The sequence below is a fragment of the Tunturiibacter gelidiferens genome (genome assembly GCF_051013345.1).
GTDB lineage: Bacteria > Acidobacteriota > Terriglobia > Terriglobales > Acidobacteriaceae > Edaphobacter > Edaphobacter gelidiferens_A.
Map to the genome: position 1 here is coordinate 6,145,849 of NZ_CP132939.1, position 23,119 is coordinate 6,168,967.

24 protein-coding genes and 1 pseudogene are annotated in these 23,119 nt (G+C 53.3%); 18 read left to right on the plus strand and 7 right to left on the minus strand.

The genetic code is table 11. The annotated features are described in order from the left end of the window. Positions 1-7 precede the first annotated feature (7 nt). From RBB80_RS31070 to RBB80_RS31090, 5 genes and pseudogenes are all read left to right on the plus strand, one after another. Complete coding sequence (locus RBB80_RS31070) at positions 8-751, plus strand: c-type cytochrome (RefSeq protein WP_433965973.1); 744 nt, start codon at positions 8-10, stop codon at positions 749-751. A gap of 66 nt (positions 752-817) precedes the next feature. Next, positions 818-1,519: a ubiquinol-cytochrome c reductase iron-sulfur subunit gene (locus RBB80_RS31075; protein ID WP_433965974.1), complete on the plus strand. Its 702-nt coding sequence runs from the start codon at positions 818-820 to the stop codon at positions 1,517-1,519. 68 nt (positions 1,520-1,587) lie between these two features. Next, positions 1,588-2,261 (plus strand): annotated as a pseudogene (locus RBB80_RS31080) (cytochrome b); the annotation flags it as partial. A 369-nt stretch (positions 2,262-2,630) separates the two neighbouring features. Continuing rightward, entirely contained in the window at positions 2,631-3,005 is a 375-nt protein-coding gene (locus RBB80_RS31085; RefSeq protein WP_433969982.1) for a c-type cytochrome, read from the plus strand. A gap of 21 nt (positions 3,006-3,026) precedes the next feature. Then, a complete protein-coding gene (locus RBB80_RS31090; RefSeq protein WP_433965975.1) occupies positions 3,027-3,857 on the plus strand; it encodes a cytochrome c oxidase assembly protein in 831 nt (276 codons plus the stop codon). Between the two features lie 648 nt (positions 3,858-4,505). Here the strand turns inward: RBB80_RS31090 and RBB80_RS31095 are convergent. The 3 genes from RBB80_RS31095 to RBB80_RS31105 form a co-directional block, all read right to left on the minus strand. Continuing rightward, positions 4,506-4,775: a hypothetical protein gene (locus RBB80_RS31095; protein WP_433965976.1), complete on the minus strand. Its 270-nt coding sequence runs from the start codon at positions 4,773-4,775 to the stop codon at positions 4,506-4,508. A gap of 521 nt (positions 4,776-5,296) precedes the next feature. After that, entirely contained in the window at positions 5,297-6,043 is a 747-nt protein-coding gene (locus RBB80_RS31100; RefSeq protein WP_433965977.1) for an RNA-binding domain-containing protein, read from the minus strand. A gap of 66 nt (positions 6,044-6,109) precedes the next feature. Beyond that, positions 6,110-6,757, minus strand: coding sequence for a hypothetical protein (locus RBB80_RS31105; protein WP_433965978.1), 648 nt, complete (start codon positions 6,755-6,757; stop codon positions 6,110-6,112). 277 nt (positions 6,758-7,034) lie between these two features. On the opposite strand from RBB80_RS31105, the gene RBB80_RS31110 reads away from it, so the two are divergent. The 3 genes from RBB80_RS31110 (at position 7,035) to RBB80_RS31120 (ending at position 8,727) form a co-directional block, all read left to right on the plus strand. After that, positions 7,035-7,658 carry a recombinase family protein gene (locus RBB80_RS31110; protein WP_433969984.1) on the plus strand — a complete coding sequence of 208 codons (624 nt, stop codon included), beginning with the start codon at positions 7,035-7,037 and terminating at the stop codon, positions 7,656-7,658. Between the two features lie 462 nt (positions 7,659-8,120). Continuing rightward, complete coding sequence (locus RBB80_RS31115) at positions 8,121-8,471, plus strand: hypothetical protein (protein WP_433965979.1); 351 nt, start codon at positions 8,121-8,123, stop codon at positions 8,469-8,471. Continuing rightward, positions 8,446-8,727, plus strand: coding sequence for a hypothetical protein (locus tag RBB80_RS31120; protein ID WP_433965980.1), 282 nt, complete (start codon positions 8,446-8,448; stop codon positions 8,725-8,727). Before RBB80_RS31115 ends, RBB80_RS31120 begins: the two co-directional genes overlap by 26 nt. An 18-nt stretch (positions 8,728-8,745) precedes the next feature. Here RBB80_RS31120 and RBB80_RS31125 read toward each other — a convergent pair whose 3' ends face one another. Continuing rightward, entirely contained in the window at positions 8,746-9,189 is a 444-nt protein-coding gene (locus RBB80_RS31125) for a hypothetical protein (RefSeq protein WP_433965981.1), read from the minus strand. Positions 9,190-10,043: 854 nt separating this feature from the next. Between RBB80_RS31125 and RBB80_RS31130 the strand changes: the two genes are divergently transcribed. The 8 genes from RBB80_RS31130 to RBB80_RS31165 all read left to right on the plus strand — a co-directional run bounded on the left by RBB80_RS31130 (position 10,044) and on the right by RBB80_RS31165 (position 16,922). Continuing rightward, complete coding sequence (locus RBB80_RS31130; protein WP_433965982.1) at positions 10,044-11,114, plus strand: AAA family ATPase; 1,071 nt, start codon at positions 10,044-10,046, stop codon at positions 11,112-11,114. A 508-nt stretch (positions 11,115-11,622) separates the two neighbouring features. Continuing rightward, positions 11,623-12,288, plus strand: a complete 666-nt coding sequence (locus RBB80_RS31135; RefSeq protein WP_433965983.1) for a hypothetical protein — start codon at positions 11,623-11,625, stop codon at positions 12,286-12,288. A gap of 245 nt (positions 12,289-12,533) precedes the next feature. After that, the gene (locus RBB80_RS31140) at positions 12,534-12,998 is read left to right on the plus strand and encodes an Ig-like domain-containing protein (protein ID WP_433965984.1); all 465 of its coding nucleotides are present in this window, start codon (positions 12,534-12,536) and stop codon (positions 12,996-12,998) included. A gap of 1,070 nt (positions 12,999-14,068) precedes the next feature. Beyond that, the gene (locus tag RBB80_RS31145; RefSeq protein WP_433965985.1) at positions 14,069-14,641 is read left to right on the plus strand and encodes a hypothetical protein; all 573 of its coding nucleotides are present in this window, start codon (positions 14,069-14,071) and stop codon (positions 14,639-14,641) included. Continuing rightward, on the plus strand, positions 14,638-15,270 hold the full coding sequence (locus RBB80_RS31150) for a hypothetical protein (protein ID WP_433965986.1): 633 nt from the start codon (positions 14,638-14,640) through the stop codon (positions 15,268-15,270). Before RBB80_RS31145 ends, RBB80_RS31150 begins: the two co-directional genes overlap by 4 nt. A 498-nt stretch (positions 15,271-15,768) precedes the next feature. After that, on the plus strand, positions 15,769-16,194 hold the full coding sequence (locus RBB80_RS31155; protein ID WP_433965987.1) for a hypothetical protein: 426 nt from the start codon (positions 15,769-15,771) through the stop codon (positions 16,192-16,194). A gap of 78 nt (positions 16,195-16,272) precedes the next feature. Then, positions 16,273-16,551 carry a hypothetical protein gene (locus tag RBB80_RS31160; protein ID WP_433965988.1) on the plus strand — a complete coding sequence of 93 codons (279 nt, stop codon included), beginning with the start codon at positions 16,273-16,275 and terminating at the stop codon, positions 16,549-16,551. Between the two features lie 98 nt (positions 16,552-16,649). Continuing rightward, positions 16,650-16,922, plus strand: coding sequence for a hypothetical protein (locus RBB80_RS31165; protein WP_433965989.1), 273 nt, complete (start codon positions 16,650-16,652; stop codon positions 16,920-16,922). A 1,264-nt stretch (positions 16,923-18,186) separates the two neighbouring features. Here the strand turns inward: RBB80_RS31165 and RBB80_RS31170 are convergent. Continuing rightward, a complete protein-coding gene (locus tag RBB80_RS31170) occupies positions 18,187-19,032 on the minus strand; it encodes an FRG domain-containing protein (RefSeq protein WP_433965990.1) in 846 nt (281 codons plus the stop codon). A 1,513-nt stretch (positions 19,033-20,545) separates the two neighbouring features. Between RBB80_RS31170 and RBB80_RS31175 the strand changes: the two genes are divergently transcribed. Further along, complete coding sequence (locus RBB80_RS31175) at positions 20,546-20,818, plus strand: helix-turn-helix domain-containing protein (protein WP_433965991.1); 273 nt, start codon at positions 20,546-20,548, stop codon at positions 20,816-20,818. After that, positions 20,815-21,981, plus strand: coding sequence for a tyrosine-type recombinase/integrase (locus RBB80_RS31180; protein WP_433965992.1), 1,167 nt, complete (start codon positions 20,815-20,817; stop codon positions 21,979-21,981). The genes RBB80_RS31175 and RBB80_RS31180 overlap by 4 nt, the downstream gene beginning before the upstream one ends. Positions 21,982-22,393: 412 nt before the next feature. On the opposite strand, the gene RBB80_RS31185 is transcribed toward RBB80_RS31180, so the two are convergent. After that, positions 22,394-22,606, minus strand: coding sequence for a hypothetical protein (locus RBB80_RS31185; RefSeq protein ID WP_433965993.1), 213 nt, complete (start codon positions 22,604-22,606; stop codon positions 22,394-22,396). A gap of 111 nt (positions 22,607-22,717) precedes the next feature. After that, complete coding sequence (locus RBB80_RS31190) at positions 22,718-22,951, minus strand: hypothetical protein (RefSeq protein WP_433965994.1); 234 nt, start codon at positions 22,949-22,951, stop codon at positions 22,718-22,720. Between the last annotated feature and the right edge of the window lie 168 nt (positions 22,952-23,119).

Below are 23,119 nucleotides of genomic sequence, written 5' to 3' on the forward strand. Positions count from 1 at the left end.
AGAAACAATGAGATCAGCCCCTCACAGACTCGCAGTGTTCGGCACTCTCATGCTGTCGGCTGCCTGCATCGCCACCTTCGGCTGCAGTCGCATCCCCGGCCGCCCCGGACCAGGACCCGAAGTCATTCGCCCCGATGAAGTTTTCGACTTCGCGACTCTCTACAAAGAGAACTGCGCGGCCTGCCACGGAAGCAACGGCAAGAACGGTGCAGCTATCTCGCTCGCCAACCCAGTCTATCCCGCAGTAGCCGGCGAGCAGACCATCCAGCAGACCATCACCAAAGGAGTTCCCGGCGGCCTCATGCCCGCCTTCGCCCGAACCTCTGGCGGAGCACTCACCGAGAAGCAGGTCACCCTCCTGGCCCAAGGCATCATGCAGCAGTGGAGCACCCCAAACCTGCTCGCCGGAACAAATCCCCCACCCTACGCAGCTACACTACCGGCCGATGCCAACCGCGGCCAGCAAGCCTACGCCACGGCCTGTGCGCGATGCCACGGAGAGGACGGAGAAGGCAATCCCGGCGATCCAAAGACCGGCGCCGGCAAACTCGGCTCCATCGTCAACCCCGCTTATCTCGCACTCATCAGCAACCAGGACCTGCGCAGCATCGTCATCGCGGGCCGTCCAGACCAGGGCATGCCCGATTGGCGTTCTGACGCCACGCAGCCACTCACCGATCAACAGATCACCGACATCGTCGCCTGGCTGGCCTCCAAGCGCACCGCCGAACCTGGCCAGCCATATCACTAACCCAGCGCTCTAAACACGCAACACCTCAGACAGTGAAAACGAAGCGCACCGCAGGAGCAGGAAGCAATGATACCGAGTGAGCAGCTCCCACCAACCGATCAAACTCTAACCGAGCCGAACCCCGACTCAGTCAAAGACCCGAGCATCGCCGCGGGCCACTCGCGCCGCGTCTTCCTCTTCAAACTCGCCCTCGCGGTCAACGGAGTGGTCGGCTTCGTTCTTGCCATCCCAATCGTCGGCTACCTCCTCGGCCCCGCGCTCAAAAAGACCTCCGCCGACAACTCGTGGATCAACCTCGGCCCACTCTCCGACTTCCCCGAAGGCGAGACACGCCTCGTCAACTACCGCAACCCCATCACCAACGAGTGGGACGGCCAGACAGGCGACATTCCCTGCTGGGTCCGCCGCGTCTCCGGCAACACCTTCCAGGTCTTCGCCATCAACTGCGCCCACCTCGGCTGCCCCGTCCGCTGGTTCGCCCAGTCCAAGCTCTTCCTCTGCCCCTGCCACGGCGGTGCCTACTACGCCGATGGCGCCCGCGCCTCCGGCCCACCCGAGCGCGGCCTATTCGAGTACGACCACAAAGTCTCCAACGGCACCCTCCTGATCAGCGCCGGCAGAATGCCAACCCTGGCCAACGAAGCAAAGGCCGTCACTCCCCTAACCCAAATCGAAACCCAGATCGATGGTGGCTCCGCAGCCCGGATCGCCGCCCGCCTCAAAACCACCGACCAACCCCAGCCGAGGTGCAGCTCATGCCAGACCTAAAGCAACGCAGCCTCGAGGTCTACAACTGGTTCGAATCCCGTCTCGGACTCGGAACACCCGTCATCGAAATGGCCGAGCACGAAGTCCCCTCGAACACCGCCAGCTGGTGGTACGTCTTCGGCAGCGCCGCCACCGTCATCCTCATCCTCCAGATCATGACAGGCGTTCTCCTCGCGCTCGTCTACGCCCCCACCGCCAGCAACGCCTGGAACAGCCTCCAGTTCCTCGACCACAACGTCAAGCTCGGCTGGTTCCTGCGCGCCATGCACGGCTGGGGCTCGGACTTCATGGTCGCCATCGTCCTCATCCACATGGTGCAGGTCTTCCTCTTCGGAGCCTACAAGTTCCCCCGCGAACTCACCTGGATCATCGGCGTCTTCCTCCTTCTACTCACCCTCGGCATGGCCTTCACCGGCCAGGTCCTGCGCTTCGACCAGGACGCCTACTGGGGCCTCGGAATCGGCGCCTCCATCCTCAGCCGCGTCCTCTCATCGGCGGGCCACTCGTCGGCCTCATGCTCGGCGGTCCCATCATCGCCGGCAACACCCTCTCCCGCTTCTTCGCCCTCCACGTCTTCGTCATCCCCGGCATCCTGCTTGCGTTAGTCGGCATGCACGTGTGGATGGTCCTTCGTCTCGGCATCAACGATTGGCCCATGCCAGGCCGCCTCGTCAAAAAATCGACTTACCAGCGCGAGTACCACGAGCTCGAAAAGAAGACCGGCATCCCCTTCGTCCCCGACGCCGCCTGGAAAGACGCCGCCTTCGCTGCAGCCATCATGCTCGCCGTCATCGCCTGCGCCCTCTGGTTTGGCCCCTTCGGCCCTTCCGGCCAGCCCGACCCCACTATCATCGAGACCGCCCCCAAGCCCGACTACTTCTTCCTCTGGCTCTACGCCGTCCTCGCCTATCTCCCGCCTGCCCTTGAAACTCCCGTCCTCTTCATCATGCCGGTCGTCGGCATCGCGGCTCTCATCCTGCTCCCGCTCCTCTCCGGTGAAGGCGAAAAGCATGTCTCCCGCCGACCCGCAGCGGTTCTGATCGTAACCGTCCTCGCCGTCGCGCTCGGCGTCTTCACCCACCTCGGTACCTACACGCCGTGGAGCCCCATCATGAACGCCTGGACCAGCGATCCCATCCCTGTGTCCTACCTGCACAACCGCACCCCGCTCGAACGCGAAGGCGCTCTCGTCCTCCAGAACAAACAGTGCCGCAACTGCCACTCCATCGGCGGCGAAGGCGGTCTTCGCGGCCCGGCACTCGACGCCGTAGCCTCGCACATGACTGAAGACCAGATCATCCGCCAGGTCCTGCAGGGAGGCGGCAACATGCCCGCCTACGGCAACGCCCTCAACCCCTCCGAGACCACCGCTCTCGTCAAGTTCCTCACCACCCTTCGCGGCAATGACCAGCAGCCCGCCGTCGATGCCTCACGCCACCTGGCCCTTACCGGCGAAGGAACGTCAGCAACCACCCGCGGACACTAAAAACGCAGATACTCGATCCTAATGCCGCCTGAATACAGGGCCATCTTCGACGAATGGTCCCCTCCGCTCTTTCTCACCACGGCGCTGCTCCTCAGCGTCATTCTCTACACCCGCGGTTGGTACGCCATCCGCAAGACAAGGCCCGCGCTCTTCCCCACCTGGCGCCTCGTCTGCTTCAACCTCGGCATCGCAACCATCTGGCTCGCCATCGCCTCCCCCATGGACGGCTTCGCTGACGCCCTACTAAGCGCCCACATGGTTGAGCATCTCCTCCTGATGTCCTTCGTCCCGCCATTGCTCCTCCTCGGCTACCCGCAAGTCCCTCTCCTCCGCGGTCTCCCGCACGCATTCACCGTCAACCTGCTCGCCCCATTCCTGCGCATGAAGTGGCTCCGCACCCTTGGCCATTTCCTCATCCGCCCCGTCGTAGCGTGGCTCGCAATGAACCTCACCTTCCTCCTCTGGCACATCCCCGCCGCCTACGACTTCGCCCTGGAGCACGAGCATTGGCACGAGTTCGAGCACATCTGCTTCCTCGCCACGTCGATCCTCTTCTGGTGGCCGCTCATCCGCCCCTGGCCCACCACCTCCCGCTACCCCGGTTGGATCATGCTGCCCTACCTGGTCCTGGCAGACATCGTCAACACCGCACTCTCCGCCTTCCTCGCCTTCTGCGACCGTCCCGTATACATCTACTACCTCGAGCGTCCAAATCCCTTCCACATCGACCCCATCGCCGACCAGCGCGCAGGAGCCGTCATCATGTGGGTTCTAGGATCGCTTATCTTCCTTGTCCCCGCGGTCTTCGTAACCTTCCGCCTCCTCCACCAAGAGAAGACACGCCCTTCTTAGGTGAAGCGCACCTAAGCGCGTCTCCGACCAACGGGAGGACCAGAAGCTCATCTAGCCAAGACAAGGTATACAAGTCACGAAGTGACCGCCCCGCGCGCAGCGGGCCCGTCCGGCAGGACATCTGCCTTAGAAAAATCAAAAAGTGTCTGTGGGATCATTTCTATGGTGGAGCTGAGCGGGATCGAACCGCTGACCTCCTCGTTGCGAAAATGCTGCGAGACGAACTTTCAACAATTTAGTAAAGCAAACAAAGGCTCAAAACAGCGGGATACAACGGATGAAAATCCTTATTGTTCCCTCAATGTTCCCTTATTGTTCCCTCAAATCTGAATTGCTGGCATCTTGTTCCCCGCGACACAGCTAACAGCCAGCATTCACTCTCTTCAAATCTGCTCACCAAGTTTGTGATACCGTCCCGCCTATGCACATACCTGAATACCTCACCTCACAAGAGGTCGCAGCCATTCTGCGCGTATCCCTCGATACAGCCATCCGACGATTCGAGAGACGCAAAGGCGTATTCGACCTGGGCAGTTCAGAGTCACACTTCAAGCGGCGATATCGCGTTCTGCGAATCCCCCGTGAGACGCTGGAGAGCTTCATCGTAGAGAGCCGAGTTCAGTAAAGGCGAAACTACCGACGGAACGACTATTGCACGGGCGGATCGGTAAGTATCTGATGCCCCTTCTCCTCCATGAACCGTGCAATCTCAACGTCAAGCCTTCCTCTTAGCTCTTCTACTTCGGCGTCGGGTAGAACCACAAAGCAGGACACCAACCCATATTGGCCTGGGTCACCCGTGAATCCATGGGTTAAGTGCAACATTTCAGAACCGAGGACCGCTACTTGAACCTGCTTAATTGCATCTTCGAGTTGCTCTTCGGTGCTCTTCCGTGTTTTCACTCTCGTGGTCTCCAAACTGATTCTCCTGTCGGCTTCAGACAAAGGTCAATGCAACACACATCGGAGCAGCTAATAATTACGGAACGGACTCCAGACATCTCCCAAATAGAATGGCGAACCTTTGCGTCCCGCTACCTGCCACATTGTGTCAACGAGAGGCAGTAAACTAGCGGGATATGGGGATTCTTCAGTTTCGTTGATGTTTACGAAGACTTCAGGCGAAGTGAAGACGTTGTCCTTGATCGGATTTTGAAGGGTCGGATAGTAATTCATTGTGGTCGTGAAGAACTCTTTGTCCTTAACGCCTATCAGCGAAAACCCTACATACACCGCTTCGACTTCTGCACGATTACGAAGAAACTGCAATGCATGAGAAAAACAATTAACCATTTCTCTCTCTAGCAATTGGCCGAGAATCAGTTTCGGACCGTCGTTGGAGACTGCCCTGAAACAGCCACTATCGGCATACTCAATCGAACCTGATCTAAATAATTGGGTATAACCGTTCGCTGATTCAGGCCCGTAGCCAGATAAACCTAAGCCACCATCCGCGTTATAACGAAAATTGGTGCGCTCATGTGGTACGTACAAATGGAGTTGGTCATTGTCAGAGACAACCCAACTCGTACGAAGATTCTGTCTAAAAAAGCGGATGCAGGAATGACGTGAAATAGCATTGTCACTGGACCTGTGACTGCGACTGGACCCCGCTTCTCTTCGATCAGTTCCGCCCTATGTTCCCTCCAACTCTTAATTTTTTCACTCAATTCCTGCTCTTCAGAAAAAGCTCTGCCAATCTGCTCAACATTCATTGGAAATTTCCCCGTGCTACTTCTCCCGTAAAATCTGTCCGCTCCGCCAAAGATGACCATGTGAGGCTTGTTCCAGCTTCTCGGAACACGGATGACTAGGGTGTCGCCCTCTGGAGACACGATGGCCTGCATCCTTACCCCAACAATTCGGGGACTAATTCCGTCTCTGATGTAATTAGAAAGGCGAGTGATCTCAGCTTGCAAACTGTCGATTTTCATCCCCGCTAATCGGTCAGCAATGCCCGTCGCCTGATTGCTTACTCCTGCTCGGCGGTCGATGATTCCGTAAACAATATCTCCACCTGCCTCGTTCGCCATTGCTGCAACATCATAGAGAAATTCGCGCTTCTCTTCACTCTGACCACTAGGCAATTTCTCTTTGTACTCAAGGGTGAGACTTTCAGCCACTTCAGAATCGATCAGACGTTGAATATCGGTATGAGCAAGTTGGTCAAGATTTAGAGGGAGCATATTCTCTTTCGTGCCGCGTTCGGTACATCTGTATTCCAGCTTAGCGTATAGAAACGTCACAGCCCGTCAGAGGTTCGTCCAGTAGCTTGCTGGTCTATGCATCGATATCATCCCGCCCAGCACATCCTCTTTACTCTTTCCCGCCTTGAACATCTCATGCATGTAATGCAACCGATCACAGTACGTGTCCAGATGCTTTAGGTAACCGTCATTATTCTGGGTTTCTTCAGGGTACCGAGCAAACAAGATGGCAGTATGCATAGCGCTGTATGAGGCGTGAGCACTGCTATGAAGGAACTGTAGAGGGGTGTATTGACCGACAGCCTCTCCCTGCTGAGGTGTTTCCCAGTTTCCCCGACCCTCGAAAACCAGGCTGTTCACTTCACGGTATAGACGAACAATGCTGTTGGGTAGCTCTCCTGAGATGATGTGAGGCAGCTCCGTAGATTCAGCGATGAATAGAACGTACAGAGCACGGATGTAAATCTCCTCCACCTGACGCAGACGCGTTTGCCATGCAAATAGCCTGTTGGCATCCATGTCGGCGATCATTGAGTTACGCAGGTCCACCATCGCAGCAAGAGACCAGTACGCTAAGTCTTTAGGCTGAGAGAACACCTGGAGCATGGCGAGAACTACGGGATCATCAGTGTGAGGTTTATCGGTGTCACAACCAAGGACGGGACAAAGGGGATTAGGTTTACGGTTCGACATACCTTCGTCAGCGTATCCCCAACTCATGTGCGTATCAAATACGTTAGCTCTCTGTCAGGGAAGAGTAGGCTAGGCCGATCCCGCCTCTGCTCTTGCTAATGCAAAATAAATACCAATAATCATATGTACCCACTGAAAATGGGATAACTTTTGCTTAGCCAGTGGTTTGCCAACGAATGCTATGTAAATCTGAGGTGCACTCCTGATTTACCGCGCGTGTTGACACTATTTGCGTATAAATAGGGTTGATAAATTATTTGTTTGACATTCTCGCGTGATGGTCTTAGACTCTATTTATACATTGGAGGTCGGGATGGTCAGACGCGCAACAGCACACGGGCAAGTCATCGGGTATTGTAGGGTTTCCACGCTGGATCAGAACACCAGCAGACAGCTTGAGGGAATCGAACTGGACCGCGTGTTCGAGGACAAACTGTCAGGCAAAGACATGAACCGTCCGCAGCTTGCTGCACTCCTCAAGCACGTACGCGAGGGAGATACGGTTGTCGTTCATTCATTGGACCGACTTGGACGCAACCTGGACGATCTACGCAAGCTTGTCAACGACCTGACGGGTCGCGGAGTGCATGTTCAGTTCCTCAAAGAGGCTTTGACCTTCTCAGGGGAAGACAGCGCGATGGCGAAGCTGTTGCTGAACGTGATGGGTGCTTTTGCGGAGTTCGAGCGCGAACTTATCAAGGAGCGTCAGCGTGAGGGTATTGCTATTGCGAAGAAAAATGGCGTCTACAAAGGGCGCAAGCCTTCATTAACCGCAGAGAGCATCGCGGACATTCGCAAGCGCGTTGCTGCTGGTGCGAAGAAGTCTGCGCTTGCTGCTGAGTATGGCGTCACGCGCATGACGGTCTACAACGCGTTAGAAACGGCAGAAGGTCCGCAGTAATCGGGGAGCCGTCCTATGCTACTTCTGACCGTCGTCAACCCTGAGTTCGGTCTCAACTCGACTGGTAGCAGCTAGGGGTAACAGGCTAGTGCTCTGGGTAACGGGTCTCGGCGAGAGATCGCGTTCTAGGTACCATAACTAGGGGGTCAAACCAACCCTCTCAGAAGCCAGGGCGGCAGAGTCTCCGTACCCTACCCGCCCGCCGCCGATGCTGGTGCGGCCAGCGACCCGATAATGCTAGGAGTCCCCACCTCCCCCTCTCCTTTCCTCTCCCTGTAGGTACCCCTTCTAGGAGTCCCTACCTCCCGCCCCTGATTCGCCTGTATCGTATACGCCCTACCTCCTTTACCTCCCGCCTTCGTTCCTCTGTACACGTTGCGTACGTGCTCCGTACCAGAAACGTGCCCCTTTCTGTGCAAGCTACGGACACGCCACGCTCTATACATGCAGAAAGGAGTTTGCATGAAATTGAATCGAAGGAAATATGACGCGTTGATAAAGTTCTTACGCGAGATGATGGCCACTGCCAAATCTGAACGAGTCCGAATGCAGGCCGCCGAGCGTCTGGATGGAATTTATGCGCGTCACGAACTGGCCGAACAAGAGGCACTAAGGAGACAAGACCGCATAGAACTACGTAGGTTGAAAGTACAAGCCGAATCCTTGGCAGAAGCCCAGCGGTTGCAGGAACGGGCTATTACAGAGCAGGTATCAACGTCAGAGAAAGAAGCCGATGAACGGACGCGAGAGATGTTTAGTCGGTTCATGAACCCGAAGGAGAAGACCAATGACGGCGCCGACGCAACAGAGTGAACATCAAACAAAATTATTGAACCGTCTCGCGGTGATTGTTGACCTGTCACGCCCCGACTACATCCGCGAAGCTGCCATCCGAGAGATTCAACAGTTGTTGCCAGATACGAATCCGCTTCGCGGTGAGGAACCGTCCGAACTCTTAGAGCGAGTGTTGCCGCCGTGGGGAACCCGCACCTACCTGGTGAAGAGAGAGAGGCCGCGCATAGGCAAAGTGTCACGGCCTCCAACTGGTTTGCGTGACGTGTGGGGTTGACCCCGCATCCGATACGCATCAGTCGATGCGAATGTTTAGCCCCCTCATCCACTCAGCATCGTCTTTGGTGATGTGCTCCTCGAAAGGCCGTTCTATCACCTCAACTTTCTCTGGTGTGATGACAGGGTGAGAGTCCAACAGAAGCGCCGTCTCAGTCAGCAGCTTCACATAGGACTGACGAAATCTGTCATCTCTTTGTACGTCACGTTCTCTCTTTCGCCTCTCCTCGGCACGTTGCTCTGGAGTCTTAGCGGCTTGGATAGCGGCTAGGCGTTTGATGTGTGCGGTCTGTTGCGTTGTATATCGCTTGTCGATGGTGGCTTTATGCGCGGACCTGATAGGACCTATGAGGTCCATCTTCTCACTGTGTCGGATGTCAGTCCTCTCCGCGATGCGGCTTTGCTTCTGAGTTAAGGATTCAATGCCAGTCGTGAAGCAACCGAATGTTGAACGCTCAAACATCTCATCCACCATACGGGTCACTTCGTCCTGGACGTCCTGCTCGAATCCTTGGTAAAGTTCCCAGCAAAATCGCGGGGAGTTTGATCATCACCTCTCTGGGCAAGCACTTCTGCACAGCAGATGTACATGTAGTCAAATCGATCCATCCGCTTCGTTTTCGTTGCCGTCATCACTCATCTCCTCACCTGGCAGTTGCCATTGCTGAGACCGTAACATCAAAATCTACTCAGGAGAATACCCCTTGTAACCCTCTGATGGAGCTAGACTTGCAGGATATCCACACGATATTCAAACGAATTATGTGCGCTGTGTGGTTACAAATAATTCGCCAGGATATTTTGACAAATTGGCAAAATGTGATGCGTGACCGCTTACCCCGCACCGTGCCTCCGTAGCTACATCGTGTCAGTGGGCTTCGATCTACACTTGAGTTCAAACTCTGCTTCCGCTTACTTGCGCGGTCACTCCTTCGGGAGATCAACACAAGCAGAAAAACAGAAAACGGAAACGGAATAAAGAGAAGTCCCTTGAAGTAAAAATCTATATATATAAAACGGAGAATGCAATCAAGCCGTTTCCGGTTTCCGTTTTCTTGAGTGTGGGCTTGAGGACCGAGATTGCGAATGCATACGTGACAGCACTGTGTAGATCGAAGCCGCCGAACAGAATCTCCTTTGGACTGGAAGACCTGGAGATGGTTGACACATTCAAGCAATTTTGATAATATGGATTTTGTCGAGTCGTAGACTGCCCGCACTACTCAGCGGCTAGGACTGACGAGGAAACTGGATCGGTTGCCCCAGCAAGAGCAACCTGTCAGCACAAAGCTGACCTAATGAACGAAAAGTAAACTAGTGAACGATTGGCACCTGATTCCTCACACGCCTGTGAAATGGCTTGTTGATGGTCTACTACCAGCCGACGGATACTCCGCACTCTGCGGCAAGCCTAAAGCTGGCAAGAGCACAGCGATTCGCAACCTCATTGCATCTGTCGTAAAGTCTCGCCCATTCCTGGGTAGACCCGTAAACGTCCCCGAGTCTGGTGGACGTGTCCTATACGTACACCTTGACCGTAAGGACAAACCCGCACGGGTTGTCGCCGAACTGAAGACCTTGGGCATTACGTCCCCAGATGAGGTATCGCGCCTTCATCTCATGGTAGCGGAAGACCTCCCGAGTGGATCATTTCAAGACCGTCTGGACTGGCTCAAGTCAAGAATCACTGACGCGAAACCTCACCTCATTGTTATTGACCTGCTCTGGCAGTTCGTTTGCGCCACGAATGCCAACGATTACAAAGCTACGCTTGACGGCATTAATGCGTTACAGGACGCTTTGAACCAAGTGGCCTATGAAGGCGCACTCGTTGTAGCCATACATGGCCGTAAAGCCACTAACCCAGACCAGCCCTTTGACGATGTTCTCGGCAGCACGGGACAACGGGGTAGCTTCTCAACGTTACTCATGTTGACTCAGTATCGGCGCGAACAGAAGTACACCATCATGTCCGATCAAACTGAGCGTGAAGCGCCGTGGGGTGAACTTGATGAAACCGTAATCGAACGGAATGCAGATGGCACCCTTTCCCTTGGCCAATCGTTCGCCGAATTGGAGAGTGGGAACAAACGGGCAAAGCGTGAGAGTGACATCCAACGTCTGTTGAAGTTTCTCGAAGTAAATCCTGGTTCGGAAACGGAGGAGATCATGGTCAAACTGGCCATGTCTAAGGCGCATCTCTTACAACTCCTCGCCACAATCGACGGGTTGATCTACAGGACAGGCAGGGGAGTCAAAGGTGACCCACTCAAATACTTCCTCAGACCGCTAGATGATACGCACCCACCGTCAGTACAAGCAGAAACTTTGCCAACCGCACAGAGAGAAGCGGAGGAGATGATTAATGAGTACGTCACACCTAACTGACGATGAAGTTAAAGAAACCTGGCAGGCACTCTTCCCACGGGTGCCGTCGCCAACCGACGATCAATGGGCTTTGTGGCTCATAAGGCATAACGGGCTAACCGTCAGGAAGGGTCTATGCGAACTTGCGGCAAAGTACCAACGCCTGCAAGGGGAGATGGATCACACCTACATGCTCAAATTTGCTTCGTCCGTGATGAATCGGATTACCCGTGAGCGCGAGAGTAGAACACCCTGGAGAACAGAGCATGAATCACAATCAGCTTAATCATTGCTGGACGGCAGTCTTCGGAACGGCACCCACGCAAGAAACGCTAAAATTCTTCACCGACTTCATCGGCCAAGATGCCAGCGGTGAGAGGTTGGAACACTTCGTTTCTCTCTTGCAACGAAGTACCCGCGTGACGTTCCACCTTACGGAACGGGAGATTGAGAACCGCCGTGCGTTGTGGATAGCCGAAAGATTGACGGCGCAGCATAGGACTACACCACAAATCTAGAGAAAGGAACAATGGAACATAGCAACTTCGACGCCTTGCAGAGGGCCAGCGGAACCCCTGCGAATATCGACTCTCACAACCGCATGACCAAGCTTAGCCAGCTAGTATCAGACCATCAAGCCACACTCACCGCCGCGATGTATAAGGCGCACCGCGACCTGTACACGTTCGATGTAGACCACATCCTCAATCGACTACGCGCAAATCTTTACAAGTACGAAGGTCCGTCAACTGATGAACCTTTTGTGCGATGGGCAAGACGCTGGGTGATGAAAGAAGCGCAACGTCATCGGATAACCGAGGCCATTCTTCATGAGCACAGTCGAATCATTCACGGAGCAATTAATGACAATCTGTGGATGACCTCAGTGGAAGATCGTGCGACACAACACCATGACGTGTTTTGGGAAATTACAAACTTGATTTTCTCGAAAGCACACGCTTTGAACAAAAGCGGAACCGCTAAGTTGTCCACCCGAGTCTACGCGCTCGTAAAACGGCATTGCTGGTTTTACCACAACACACGCAATCAACGCCGTCTTAATTCACTCACGAAACACCTGAATCAAGGTGGTGAGTTGAAGTGTGAAGTGATGTCAGATGAAGAATTGGCAGCAGAACGCGCATCGTTGTTAGAGCCAGATTCATTCGCACACAACGCCACGTTCGTGACGTAACCCTCCGTCCCACGCCACGCTCTATACAACAGAGCACCCATCCACACCACCACACGAACGAGCCAAAGGCCACGCGGCACAGTCCGCATCGTTGGTGGTATGTGGAGCGGCCATGCACCAAGAGTCGCAGTGAGTCACGAACCCGAGTGCCAACGGCATCAGCACCTCACTGACACACCTGCCAGCATGGCCGTGGGAGCCGTGCGCATCTATACGTCCGCACTTTGTACGTCCGAGGATTCATAATGCCAATTCAACCTAGCGGGGTAGGACTTCCCGTCAACATCTCCATCACGCCTGCCAGTGAAACACTTTCACTCGGTGGAACGTTACAACTCACTGCCATCCTGACCGATGTAACGGGAGCAAAGCAAAATCCCCTGTATCCGTTTGCATGGTCAACTTCAAACGCGTCATTGGCCACGGTGGACGCGAACGGACTTGTGACCGCGTACACGCCGAGTGACCCGAATGTCTTGAACCCTGGGGGTCAGGTCAGTATCTCCGTGGCCTATCCCTTTGCAAATAACACTAACGGCGACACCATCCGCGCAACCGCAACGGTCACCGTCCTAGCCACACCCGCTGTCACGATCTACAGCCAGGCACAGTCGCAAGGTGCAACTGACGTAGCTGAAGCCGAAAACTGGCCTGGTGCGAACTTGTGGAGCAACGGTTGGAAAAACATTCCAGAATCGTTGTTGGGCTAATGCCAGAAAAGTAACAAATCCAAATCGAAAGGAGTCATGAGTACATCAAATTTCACCGAGTTTCGTTACCAGAAAGACTTGTTTGACGCAGTAACCAAAGCCTACCGAGCCGCGCGCAGCTCACACCCCCTAGCTGCATCAAACCCTGACCGAGACTCGCCGCCCAACAAACGATTGACGTTCACCAGTATTGAATTTGCGACGGATGTAGATCACGCAAATGCGTTCGCTTTCAAGGGACACACCCAAGCCGCTCTACAACTGGCATGGTTTCAACTTGTGACGGAAGATGCCGACGTAGACGAGCACACTGCACGGCAAGTTATCACTCTCGCAAGTGAAGTCTACAGAAAACGAGACCTGGACCCAGCCCTTTACTTCAGGACTATTCGCAGAGGACGACGCAGGGAGGACGGATGCCAGTGAACATCCGTTCTCGGCTCTTCTGTCCTGTAGCTGGGTGCGGTGTCTTGCGGCGAGTAACAGAGGTAAATGGCGCGACTGTCCTGTTGGCCTGCGGACATAAACGAACAGCAGCCCTTCTTCCTCTAACAGAAGGGAAAATCAGCCTGGAGCACCTTAAACCTATAACAGTGGTCGGCAACACATTGTTCCCGCGAGACAGCGATGCGGACTCTGAAGACCGTTGGAGATTGAATTGATGTACGCAAACGATACGTTTCTTGATCTAACTGGTCGCACCTTCGGCACGGTCAAAATTTCACAAATCGCACGACGAACTCCAACCTTAGCGTGGCATTTCAAATGTCGATGTGGCACCTCTGGCATTGCACAACACACCGCATTGGTGAACGGTAGTTTCAAATGTCCCAATGTCTCATGTGGTAAATCACCCGTCAGACCCCGTCACCCAGCGGGAGTGCAGGGCAGAGAGTGATGGCCATTCGTTCGTTCGACACGGCCAACGCAAGGCAATACACAGAGGACTTGCGGAGACAGCAACAAGTTCAACGTGAACTCACGGAGGCAGATTTCCGCGATGTGGACCCTGACGGATTGCGCAGTTACCTAGATTACATGGATGCACAGAAGGAAAAGTTGAGGAGAGGATGAGAGAAAGAGACAGAATTAGCCTCCGTGAGTTCCGTGAAGCACACGCGGCACAGGAGGCCGCTATACAGGCCGAACGGCTGTTACATGGGCGTGACCCAGAGATTGTCAATCACGTTGAAGACCCAACCCTGACCGAGTTGGAGGCGTTGGTCACTGGTGAACGTGAGACCGAGTGGTTTTTGATCTATAACCCTTGGTTTTACGAGCATCCCTATAACGCGAAGCTATTGACGGACTATGTTACGCGGAATGGTCGCTCCCATTCGATAACCCGTGAACTGCTAGAGTCGGCAGCGAAGCGGATGCAAAGGTTTGGATTTTTGAAAGAGCGTTCAGTCCCTCAACCGCCCGTCATACAAACCACACCAGCGCCATCACCGACAGAAATATCGACAACGGTTGTCACCGCACAACCAAACGCTGAAACGTTCGCGGGCTGGGATATCGCAACGGGTCAACCCAGAGAGTTCTCACGATTCGAGGTGGACAGGATGAGCGGAGACGAATACGCGAGGACATTCCGTCTGAATCGTTCGGGGATGTTACTTGCGGGAAAGAGATTGCGATGAGAGATAGAGAACGCCGTGAATTGAAAAAGTTTCGTGAGGAGTATGCAGCGGAAGAAGAACGAAAGCGTGAGGTGCGTGAGCGTCCCATCCGAGAGCTTGAGGCGAAATTGAACGCCACGCATAGGGAGATAGCAAAGATGGAACGGGCAAGGCTTTCAGGTGAGGTGCCCGATTCTGATAGATTCATTGACGATGTCGTGAAGCCTGGAATCACTATCCCGCATTCCGAACTGAAAGAGTTCACCCAACGACAGGCCGCGTTATTCATAAGCGCGAATCCCGATGTCTACTGGTGCCCCGAGCTTGTTGAACTGTTGGGGCGTTACTTCTCTAAGAACGGTTTGAACCTTGTTACCGCCTCCATGATTAAGGCTGTAGTAGATCGAATGCGGGATGTTGGCATGTTGCCAGAACCACCCAAACCCGAACCCGTCCGTGAACCCGCTCTCGCACCTGTACAGGTCAATGAAGCCGAGCCTAAGCCAGAACAGTATGAAGGGTTCGACTTGCAGACAGGTGAACCAAAGACTCTCAGTCGTTACGAAGTTGACAGGATGTCTTCAGAAGATTTCAAGCGGTTCACTCGGTTGCGTCCCGAAGATCGGGCCATTGTGCGTAGACACTGGTAATCATAAAGACATTTGACCATCGGATAAAAGTCCCTCGTCATAGTTAGCTGCTACGACGAGGGACAAAACTGCGTTTCCTAATTGAATAGGTATGCGAACGCAGTCTTAACGATGGGCCACAGCTTTACGACAGCTTCTAAAATCTGAAGTGCTTTCAAGGTGTAGTCCAACGCCGTCTGAGGTAGTCTCATTTGGTGTCCTTTCCCCCTTACCTCCTCTTGTTAAGGGATGGCTCCGCTCCGACCCTTCTCTCTACTTGCAGGGGAAGGCGAAGTTGTGGGCCGACTGAAAACTTAACAGACCTATTCGCAAAGTCAATTCGACCTTTGGTGAATCACTTTCTAAAATTAGAAAGACCTATGCTCCAGCCCTTTGCTCACCCGCGCATCGGCTGGGGCATTTGTTGTTTAAGCAGACCTGAGCGTGTCATCTCGCAATACCACCATCGTGTACCGACAACAGGCGCAATCCTGCCCCCGTCAACAGTAAAATCCTCGCATGGCAAGGAAGACTCAGATCGAAGCTAGAGGGATTGCACTGCTGATTTTGGTAGGCGTGCCAATCTGGATCATTTCAAAATTATCGGATAGCGTTGGCTCTGGTGCTCTTGTTGCGGGGGTCGTGGGCATTGTGGCGTTGATTACCTTCTATCTCATTTGGAAGAGAGCCGCCCGTCTGTCGTATCTGCGTGCTAAATACCAGAATGAAGACGTTGTACAGAAGATAATGCGCCGCAACTTTTGGGCGGGACAGACGACGGAGCAGTTGCGAGACTCGTTAGGGAATCCTCCGTCAAAGGATGACAACCTGCTCAAGACGAGAAAGCGCGAAGTATGGAAGTATCATCCCAGTGGCAGGAACCGCTATCGTCTCCGAATCACCTTGGACGACGATGTCGTCGTGGCCTGGGACCAAAAGAACTAAACATTTGCTATTTAAGGACAGTGTCCTGCATGGCTTCACTACGCCGCCTGAGTGCTCTGAAATGGTAAGCTGAATTTCATGGACGATTTGATTGCAGAAATGCGTGAGCTTCCAAACCTGCTATTCGTAAAGATGCTAGAAAACTCCATTGCTGGAGATGAAAAGCAAATCGAAGAACTCGATAGAGTAACAACGGGCTTAGAAACCGATATTCAGTTGTGCACTAATGCGAACGATAAACGTATCCTAGAGCGTGATCTTGGCAACTTCTCACGACAGAAAAAAATGAGAGAAGAGATTAAGCAAAACTCGATTGATTTCTTGACAGATCTTTTAAGCAGAAAGCCTTTGAGTTGATTGTTTGATTTTCATTCCGTCTGGATTGGACGCGATATCATGGAGACATCGCGTCCAATCGTCTTTCGTAAAATTGCTCACGTTAGGACGTCTTCTGTATGAATGTCACGCTTTACATATTTAAAGTTCAACGAGAATTTGTCGATTCCGCCTTGGGTGATCGGTACATTGCTCAGGTCCACCAGTTTGGAACAACGAAATCGAAGTGGACAGGTGTAGAAAGCTTAGTGGAACTCCACTACAAGATTCAGTCCGCGTTCGGAGGCATGGACTGGTCCGAAGTCGAAACCTCGCTCGAAGATAAAGGCGGCTATATCCTTACCAAAGAGATAGAAGAATTTCAGTACCACCAGTTATTCGCTGGTCAATAGAGCATTTTGCCTACGTGTTTGACAAAGAGACGCAGCCCTTAAGGGCTGTCCAACCGTTAATTGAGCGTCTCCGTCCCTTGATCTTGCTATACGAGATACGAACCAGGGTTGGTAACTTTGGGGGAACGAACCATCATCAGCAACGCAAGGCCCGCTCTGTTCAGTAAACGGTTCCCGAAAATGGTAGAGTTCGACACACTATGACGAACACTATCTCACCGCTAAACCCCGATTACATCGAATATGAATGTTCAACCGCTGACAGCTACTGCCAACGATGCGCAAGGGGCTTGAATGTCTGAGGGGAAAAGCCCTTGCTGCTCATACCCACTTTTTCCGACTGATATGGCGCTGTTCGCCATATCCTTCAGCCTACTGAATTAGTCTTCGCGGTTCTCACCCTCTGCATAGAAAGAAAAGCCGTACGCGAGAAATCCATAGCGCCAAAATTGATTCACCGAAGGAAAAATATCAGCCCCTTCGATCTTGCAGAGCACTGTGAGTCCCAAAGGCAATCGAGATCAGGGAAATGCACGGGACCATGGCATGTGTCCGTAATTGGGTGGTTGTATCAGCAGCGCAAATGCAAAGAAAGAAATCGATAAAATACCTGCGTATTTGGATATCTCTTTAAGTGAGAGTGTCATAGCAAACCTGTCGGCAGTTCTCCCAAAAACTTCACTCTCTCGCTTCTCGCGTCAGGTATCTGACAGCGCAAACGAATCGCGAACCGTAACAAATTCATCGGCAACGCTGCGAAGACTCTTGGCCTGGGCGGTCTGGGCTATGAGGCTACGAAGTTCGCACACGACCTTCTGGGCAGCAAATAACGCTTACGTTCTACTGCGCGTTTATATTTGCCCAGTGGGGCGTTGGCCTTCTCTAAACCGCGCGACAATGCGTTCATCACTCATCTGCTCTATCTCGACTAAAGCGGTTGCTTGAGGAAATCCGCAAATGGGTTGGCCAATCGAATCTAGTACCCAAACCGACATCGCCACGGGTTTATGCTGAGTGCCAACGATGACTCCGCGTCCGTCTGGATACGTTTGGAGCGCGATTTGGTGCAGCCTTTCTCTCTGACTTTCCCATCTCTGATCATTCATAATGTTCTCTCGTACGGCCCTTACCTGGGCCGCATCTTTTCTGTCCTAATTGTCTCCCTCCAAGCTCGAAATCTTTTCACGTTCGTACCAAGCTAGATGCTCCTGGTATCCGTTTGAATACCCCTTGTCCAGCCACGCCTTTCCACTGCCCTAGTTACTCAGTGGCGAGCGTCCCAAACCTGCCTCAGTTCTCGCCCAAGCCCATCCAAATCAGGAAAGATGACAGACTCGGTTATGCCTGCATCACGAAGCGCACTTTTCATTTGGCCCAATGCGGAGGCTGGAATGTTAATCGTGTGAATTCGGGAGGATTTTTTCGCGGCTAGTTTAGATAGCCAAAGCGGGTCCGAGCCGAAGATCATGAATCGACTTCGCTGAGCGGCGATTCGGCGAGATACGTGAGGAGAATCCCAGAGCAAGGGTATCTTTGGGGTGCGTAATTTCTTTGTACTTGCATCCCACTCGTCTTCAGGTAGGTATAGATTTTCCCACGTAAACTCATCGGTGTCGAAAGGGTGTTTCTTGTTGAAGGCAGCCCATCGCTTCTCTATATCTTTTCTCTCGGGATTCTTGTTCAGTCGGTCTACAAGCCAGTGCGGGTCCATTACATGAATTACTGCACCTGACTTAAACGGTGGTGTCTTATTCTTCACCGCAAAATGCAATGCGATCAATGCCCCATCCGTCCAGTCGAGAAGGCGTGTTGGAACTCCGTGATGCTGCATGAGGAAGTAAGCATCCCAGTCTTCGCCGATTGGTCTGTCGCTCAACTGAGGAGCGCATCTATTGAATTCTTCGTAAAGATCGTTTTCGAGTGCTAACAATTCTTTGATCGGTTTCAGTGCGGCCCCGTCGCGTGGTCGATATAAACCAGGCTGGAGATGTGTCGCATGGTGAGCCTCATCTTCCGCCCGAAACCACAGCTCTTTGTGATCATCTACGTCCCAATGGTCGTCGCGCAAAAACGCAATTTGCGACAAGTATTCGTCCAGAGTGTTGGCCATAGGTCCACTGTAGCTCAATCTTTTTCTGTGGAATGACACTGCGTTTATTTTCGCTTATTATTCGCCTATGGGCAGGGAGCGCGGATCGACAACAGAAAAAAGGCTGGCTGGAGAGATTTGCTGTTCCTGCAAGAATCTCTTGCCACCTCCTCACATACGAGGAGAGCGGTACTGTGACAAGTGCAAGCCCCCTGTGAGACATGTTATGTTTCGTTCGAGCAAAAGAGAGCTTGGCAGGATTCACGAAAGACAGGCTGTCATTTTAGAGCCGCGTGAGTATATGGAATGGTTGAAGGAGAGGGAAAGACCACCTCTTCACCTGTTGCGGATTCTCCCTGACGAAGACCTGGAGATTGAACCGCTCGGCCCAACGCCAGAAGGCAAACCCGAACCGCCCCAACTCGGACTGTTCGGATAAGCGAAGTCGTACTAGGACTCTAGATAGATAACTCACCGAATATAGAGCAAGCCATGAGCCGTCCCTTTATTGGTATAGTCTGCGGCACCATGACGAACCATATCCAACCTCGAATCCCTAATTTTTCAGAAACTCAATGCTCTGATCCTGATCGGTACTGCCAGCGTTGCGCTAGACAGTTCGAAGACCTGCTCGGGAAAAGTCCATGTTGTTATTACCCGCTTTTCCCGCTGGAAGTGCAGGCGTTTGCGGGGATGATCAGTTCGTAATCGTCCAGAAAATGGACATAGGAAGCACTACCGTATTAATTTGATCAAAATTATTTACCGCAATGGTTGTCGTAGCATGACCCCAAGGGTAACGCTTAGCAAGCTGCACGTAATTAATGCAAGCAAGGGTATCCAATAATTTTGTTGAATAATGGCACACAAGTGTTTACACTCGTCGTCGTACTAACATTTTGTCAGCAGCTATACAGCAATTGATTTGTTGACATTGGGCGGGGTTAGTCACCGCAACAACCTACCGTAGCTAGATGACGTAGGTTGATAAAGATTATGGAGAAGCCACTAGCAGGACTTGAACCTGCATCTCCGTGGAAGCATTACCTCGGCCCGACAGCCTCAGTAGCACGATGCCCTATCCGATTGGACTATAGGACTTCTCCTAGTCCAGAGAATAGGGCATCGCTGCGTAAGAGACAAGTCCAATATTCGCCTAGAAACTAGATTGAGTCGATTGCAAGCTTGGCTCTTACGAAACGAGATGTACTCATACACACTCGTAGGTACTCATAGGCACTCATAGGTACCTGCTTGCACTTCGATATCTCCTTTCCAGTGGAACCTAGATGATTAACCTATCTGTCTTGCTGTCACCTACGGTGCCCAGCCTCTTCTCCACTTGCGATGTCTGCATTACTATTTCCCTTTACCCCGCAGCCTCTAGAAGATAGACTCAATAGGTCATAGTTCGCCCTTCACGGTTGAGTCTTTGACCTCATCACACAACATGGTTACCGCGTCAGGAAGCACGGGGCGGCATCATCGCGGATGAGCGCAAGCCTGTGAATGCCCAGGCACATAAGGTCCAACGTTGGACATCACTACAACTGAACCAACCGTATTCCGTACGTCTTCAATCGAAACACCTGTAACCGCGCAAGAACTATCGCGCCTAGTCCCTTTGCACCCCGTCACCATTCTCAGATGGGCGCGGGAAGGTCGCATCCCACACCGACGCCTAAGCGCCCGCAAAATCATATTTCTTCCGAGCGAGATCAATGCATGGCTCGCTTCCAATTCGGTTTACGCATACACTGAGCCAGTTAGCTGTGTCGCCTCACCTGAAGAAAGGAAGGCGGCATGAACCTGAAACACAAGCGCATACGCTTACAAAACGGCTCTTTGACAATCGAAGAGAGAACCAATGGTAAGGTCTGGATTTTCCGCTGGCGTGAACCTTCGACGCACGGTAGGACTAAACAGCGCAAAGTCACAATCGGACCAGTCAACAAACTGACCAAGACACAGGCCCAACGAAAGGCAGAGGAATACCGTGGGCGGGCGAATGCTCCAGAACCGCTCGTCACAAACGGTGACCTGACCGTAGCGCAACTAGTTGAGCACTACACAGAGCGCGAACTTGGAGACAGCTCTGGCAAAGCAACAAAGCCCCGTAAGGCGTACCTGTACATCTTCGCCAACTACATCATTCCGAAGTGGGGTACTCTCCCACTCAAAGCAGTGAAGGCGGTTGCTGTCGAAGATTGGCTCAAGACCCTGCCTCTGGCTAACGGGTCAAAGGCCAAAGTGCGAGAGGTGTTCGGAGCTGCGTTTCGTCATGCGATGCGGTATGAGCTGTATCCAATCAACCCCATCGCCAACGTTCGACAGGTACGAAAGCGGACAATCGATCCTGAAATCCTCGAACCCGCTGAAATCATGGCAATCATGAATGAGTTGGAGGGAGTCGAGCCTGTACGGACGGCCTTCCTAATCGCTGCTGTGATGGGAATGAGACGAGGAGAAATCTTCGGCCTCAAGTGGGCAGACATAGACCTGGAGCGTGCTTTTCTGCACGTTCGACGGTCGTATGTGGATGGTGTCGTGGGACCACCTAAGACGGAGTCCTCACGCCGTCCACTTCCCATTCCGCCGCCAGTCGTTAAAGCACTGACAGCATGGAAGGGTAAGACCCTGTTCTCCCATGCCGACGATTGGGTGTTTGCGTCCGAGTACCACTTCGGCAAGCAACCGCTCTGGCCTGGAACCCTCTGGCAGAGGAACGTAACGCCAGCGATCACCCGAGCAGGGATCACCAAGCCTAAACTCGGATGGCACACGTTGCGTCGTTCTTACGCTTCCCTTCTTCTTTCCAGCGGAGCAAGTCTGCGCGTAAGCATGGAGCTGATGCGGCACTCCACACCAGAGATGACGCTAGGCACATACGCACAGACAGTTGGAGATGAGAAACGAGAAGCAGGGGCAAAGGTCGCTCTGCTTGTCTTGCAAGGAGGGAACGCTGCCTAATGTTCCCTTATTGTTCCTTCGCATCTTTATACTTGCTTATTGTTCCCTTGGATTCGAGCTAAGTATTTGATTTCTATGGTGGAGCTGAGCGGGATCGAACCGCTGACCTCCTCGTTGCGAATTCAGCGGGTGAAGTATGACGGCAAGACACCGAACGATACGAAGTGACACGGAGAGGCAGTGTTCATGCGGGTTTGAGGTATGTTCACTGCTTTTCATGTGTTGCCGAGCGATACAGAGCGAGACGGAACGACACGAGCAGGGACGGCAGGGTTAGGACACAAACTACGACACAAACGCTCGACCTCCAGTAAGTGCGTGCGCGCACCTGGGCCCGCACGTCTCCCGCCCAGCAACGGAAAGGGCGGCCCGCTCTGGAGCCGCCCTCGGTGCCGGTTCGGTTTTTGGTGCGCTAGACCCGTTGGCTCTGGGCCTCTCTTGCATGGGCCAGATAGACGGGAGCTTCGATGGCAAGCCAGTTCTCGGCAGCCCGGTTCAGGATCGTGGATAGGGAGTATCCCGTTGCCCGTGAGAACTGCATCAGTTCGCGGACATGGTCAGAGTTGAGTGAAGAAGTGGAAATCGAGTCACCGATTACAACGAGGGCATTCTGATTAGCATTCATTGTCGTCTCCTTAAGACGGTCAGGTGCGCGCCCGCCTGTTAGCAGCACCTGGCGGGCGCGCTGAAAGTTGCAGGGCGGCCCCGTTTGGCACCGCCCCAGGACAGAATGGTCTTATGCTGCTGAGGGATCCAGGTAGCGGATTTCGGCATCGACGCGAGCCATCTCCTCACGCGCGCTCTCTTTGCACAGGGACGCGATCCAGGCCATGAGGGACAGGGCGCCAGAGGAAGCGATTTCCTCATCTTCGATGGTGGCCGCGAACTTCTTAAAGTCAGCCAGGGCGGCTGCGCCGTTACGGTGAGTGGCCTTGCGGGTGGATTTGCGAGTATTCTTAGTGGTAGCCATATCGTCTCCTTATAAGGCGATCAGGTTAGCGCTCGTCTGGTGTTTCAGCACCTAGCGGGCGCGTTGTGGTTTTACGGGAACATTACCCCCGCACGTTATGTTTCTTTGCCAGTTCACGAAGTGCCAACTCCATCACTCCGGATCGCTTCAGCCCCAACGCGGAGCAGA

What these genes read in the sequence shown, in the direction of transcription:
- RBB80_RS31135 (WP_433965983.1), top strand. Translation starts at nt 11,623, where the DNA reads ATGGAACATAGCAACTTCGACGCCTTGCAGAGGGCCAGCGGAACCCCT.
- RBB80_RS31155 (WP_433965987.1), top strand. Translation starts at nt 15,769, where the DNA reads ATGGCAAGGAAGACTCAGATCGAAGCTAGAGGGATTGCACTGCTGATT.
- RBB80_RS31180 (WP_433965992.1), top strand. Translation starts at nt 20,815, where the DNA reads ATGAACCTGAAACACAAGCGCATACGCTTACAAAACGGCTCTTTGACA.
- RBB80_RS31150 (WP_433965986.1), top strand. Translation starts at nt 14,638, where the DNA reads ATGAGAGATAGAGAACGCCGTGAATTGAAAAAGTTTCGTGAGGAGTAT.
- RBB80_RS31190 (WP_433965994.1), bottom strand. Translation starts at nt 22,951, where the DNA reads ATGGCTACCACTAAGAATACTCGCAAATCCACCCGCAAGGCCACTCAC.
- RBB80_RS31120 (WP_433965980.1), top strand. Translation starts at nt 8,446, where the DNA reads ATGACGGCGCCGACGCAACAGAGTGAACATCAAACAAAATTATTGAAC.
- RBB80_RS31075 (WP_433965974.1), top strand. Translation starts at nt 818, where the DNA reads ATGATACCGAGTGAGCAGCTCCCACCAACCGATCAAACTCTAACCGAG.
- RBB80_RS31110 (WP_433969984.1), top strand. Translation starts at nt 7,035, where the DNA reads ATGGTCTTAGACTCTATTTATACATTGGAGGTCGGGATGGTCAGACGC.
- RBB80_RS31125 (WP_433965981.1), bottom strand. Translation starts at nt 9,189, where the DNA reads ATGTTTGAGCGTTCAACATTCGGTTGCTTCACGACTGGCATTGAATCC.
- RBB80_RS31185 (WP_433965993.1), bottom strand. Translation starts at nt 22,606, where the DNA reads ATGAATGCTAATCAGAATGCCCTCGTTGTAATCGGTGACTCGATTTCC.
- RBB80_RS31145 (WP_433965985.1), top strand. Translation starts at nt 14,069, where the DNA reads ATGAGAGAAAGAGACAGAATTAGCCTCCGTGAGTTCCGTGAAGCACAC.
- RBB80_RS31085 (WP_433969982.1), top strand. Translation starts at nt 2,631, where the DNA reads ATGAACGCCTGGACCAGCGATCCCATCCCTGTGTCCTACCTGCACAAC.
- RBB80_RS31115 (WP_433965979.1), top strand. Translation starts at nt 8,121, where the DNA reads ATGAAATTGAATCGAAGGAAATATGACGCGTTGATAAAGTTCTTACGC.
- RBB80_RS31090 (WP_433965975.1), top strand. Translation starts at nt 3,027, where the DNA reads ATGCCGCCTGAATACAGGGCCATCTTCGACGAATGGTCCCCTCCGCTC.
- RBB80_RS31100 (WP_433965977.1), bottom strand. Translation starts at nt 6,043, where the DNA reads ATGCTCCCTCTAAATCTTGACCAACTTGCTCATACCGATATTCAACGT.
- RBB80_RS31140 (WP_433965984.1), top strand. Translation starts at nt 12,534, where the DNA reads ATGCCAATTCAACCTAGCGGGGTAGGACTTCCCGTCAACATCTCCATC.
- RBB80_RS31070 (WP_433965973.1), top strand. Translation starts at nt 8, where the DNA reads ATGAGATCAGCCCCTCACAGACTCGCAGTGTTCGGCACTCTCATGCTG.
- RBB80_RS31170 (WP_433965990.1), bottom strand. Translation starts at nt 19,032, where the DNA reads ATGGCCAACACTCTGGACGAATACTTGTCGCAAATTGCGTTTTTGCGC.
- RBB80_RS31160 (WP_433965988.1), top strand. Translation starts at nt 16,273, where the DNA reads ATGGACGATTTGATTGCAGAAATGCGTGAGCTTCCAAACCTGCTATTC.
- RBB80_RS31165 (WP_433965989.1), top strand. Translation starts at nt 16,650, where the DNA reads ATGAATGTCACGCTTTACATATTTAAAGTTCAACGAGAATTTGTCGAT.
- RBB80_RS31105 (WP_433965978.1), bottom strand. Translation starts at nt 6,757, where the DNA reads ATGTCGAACCGTAAACCTAATCCCCTTTGTCCCGTCCTTGGTTGTGAC.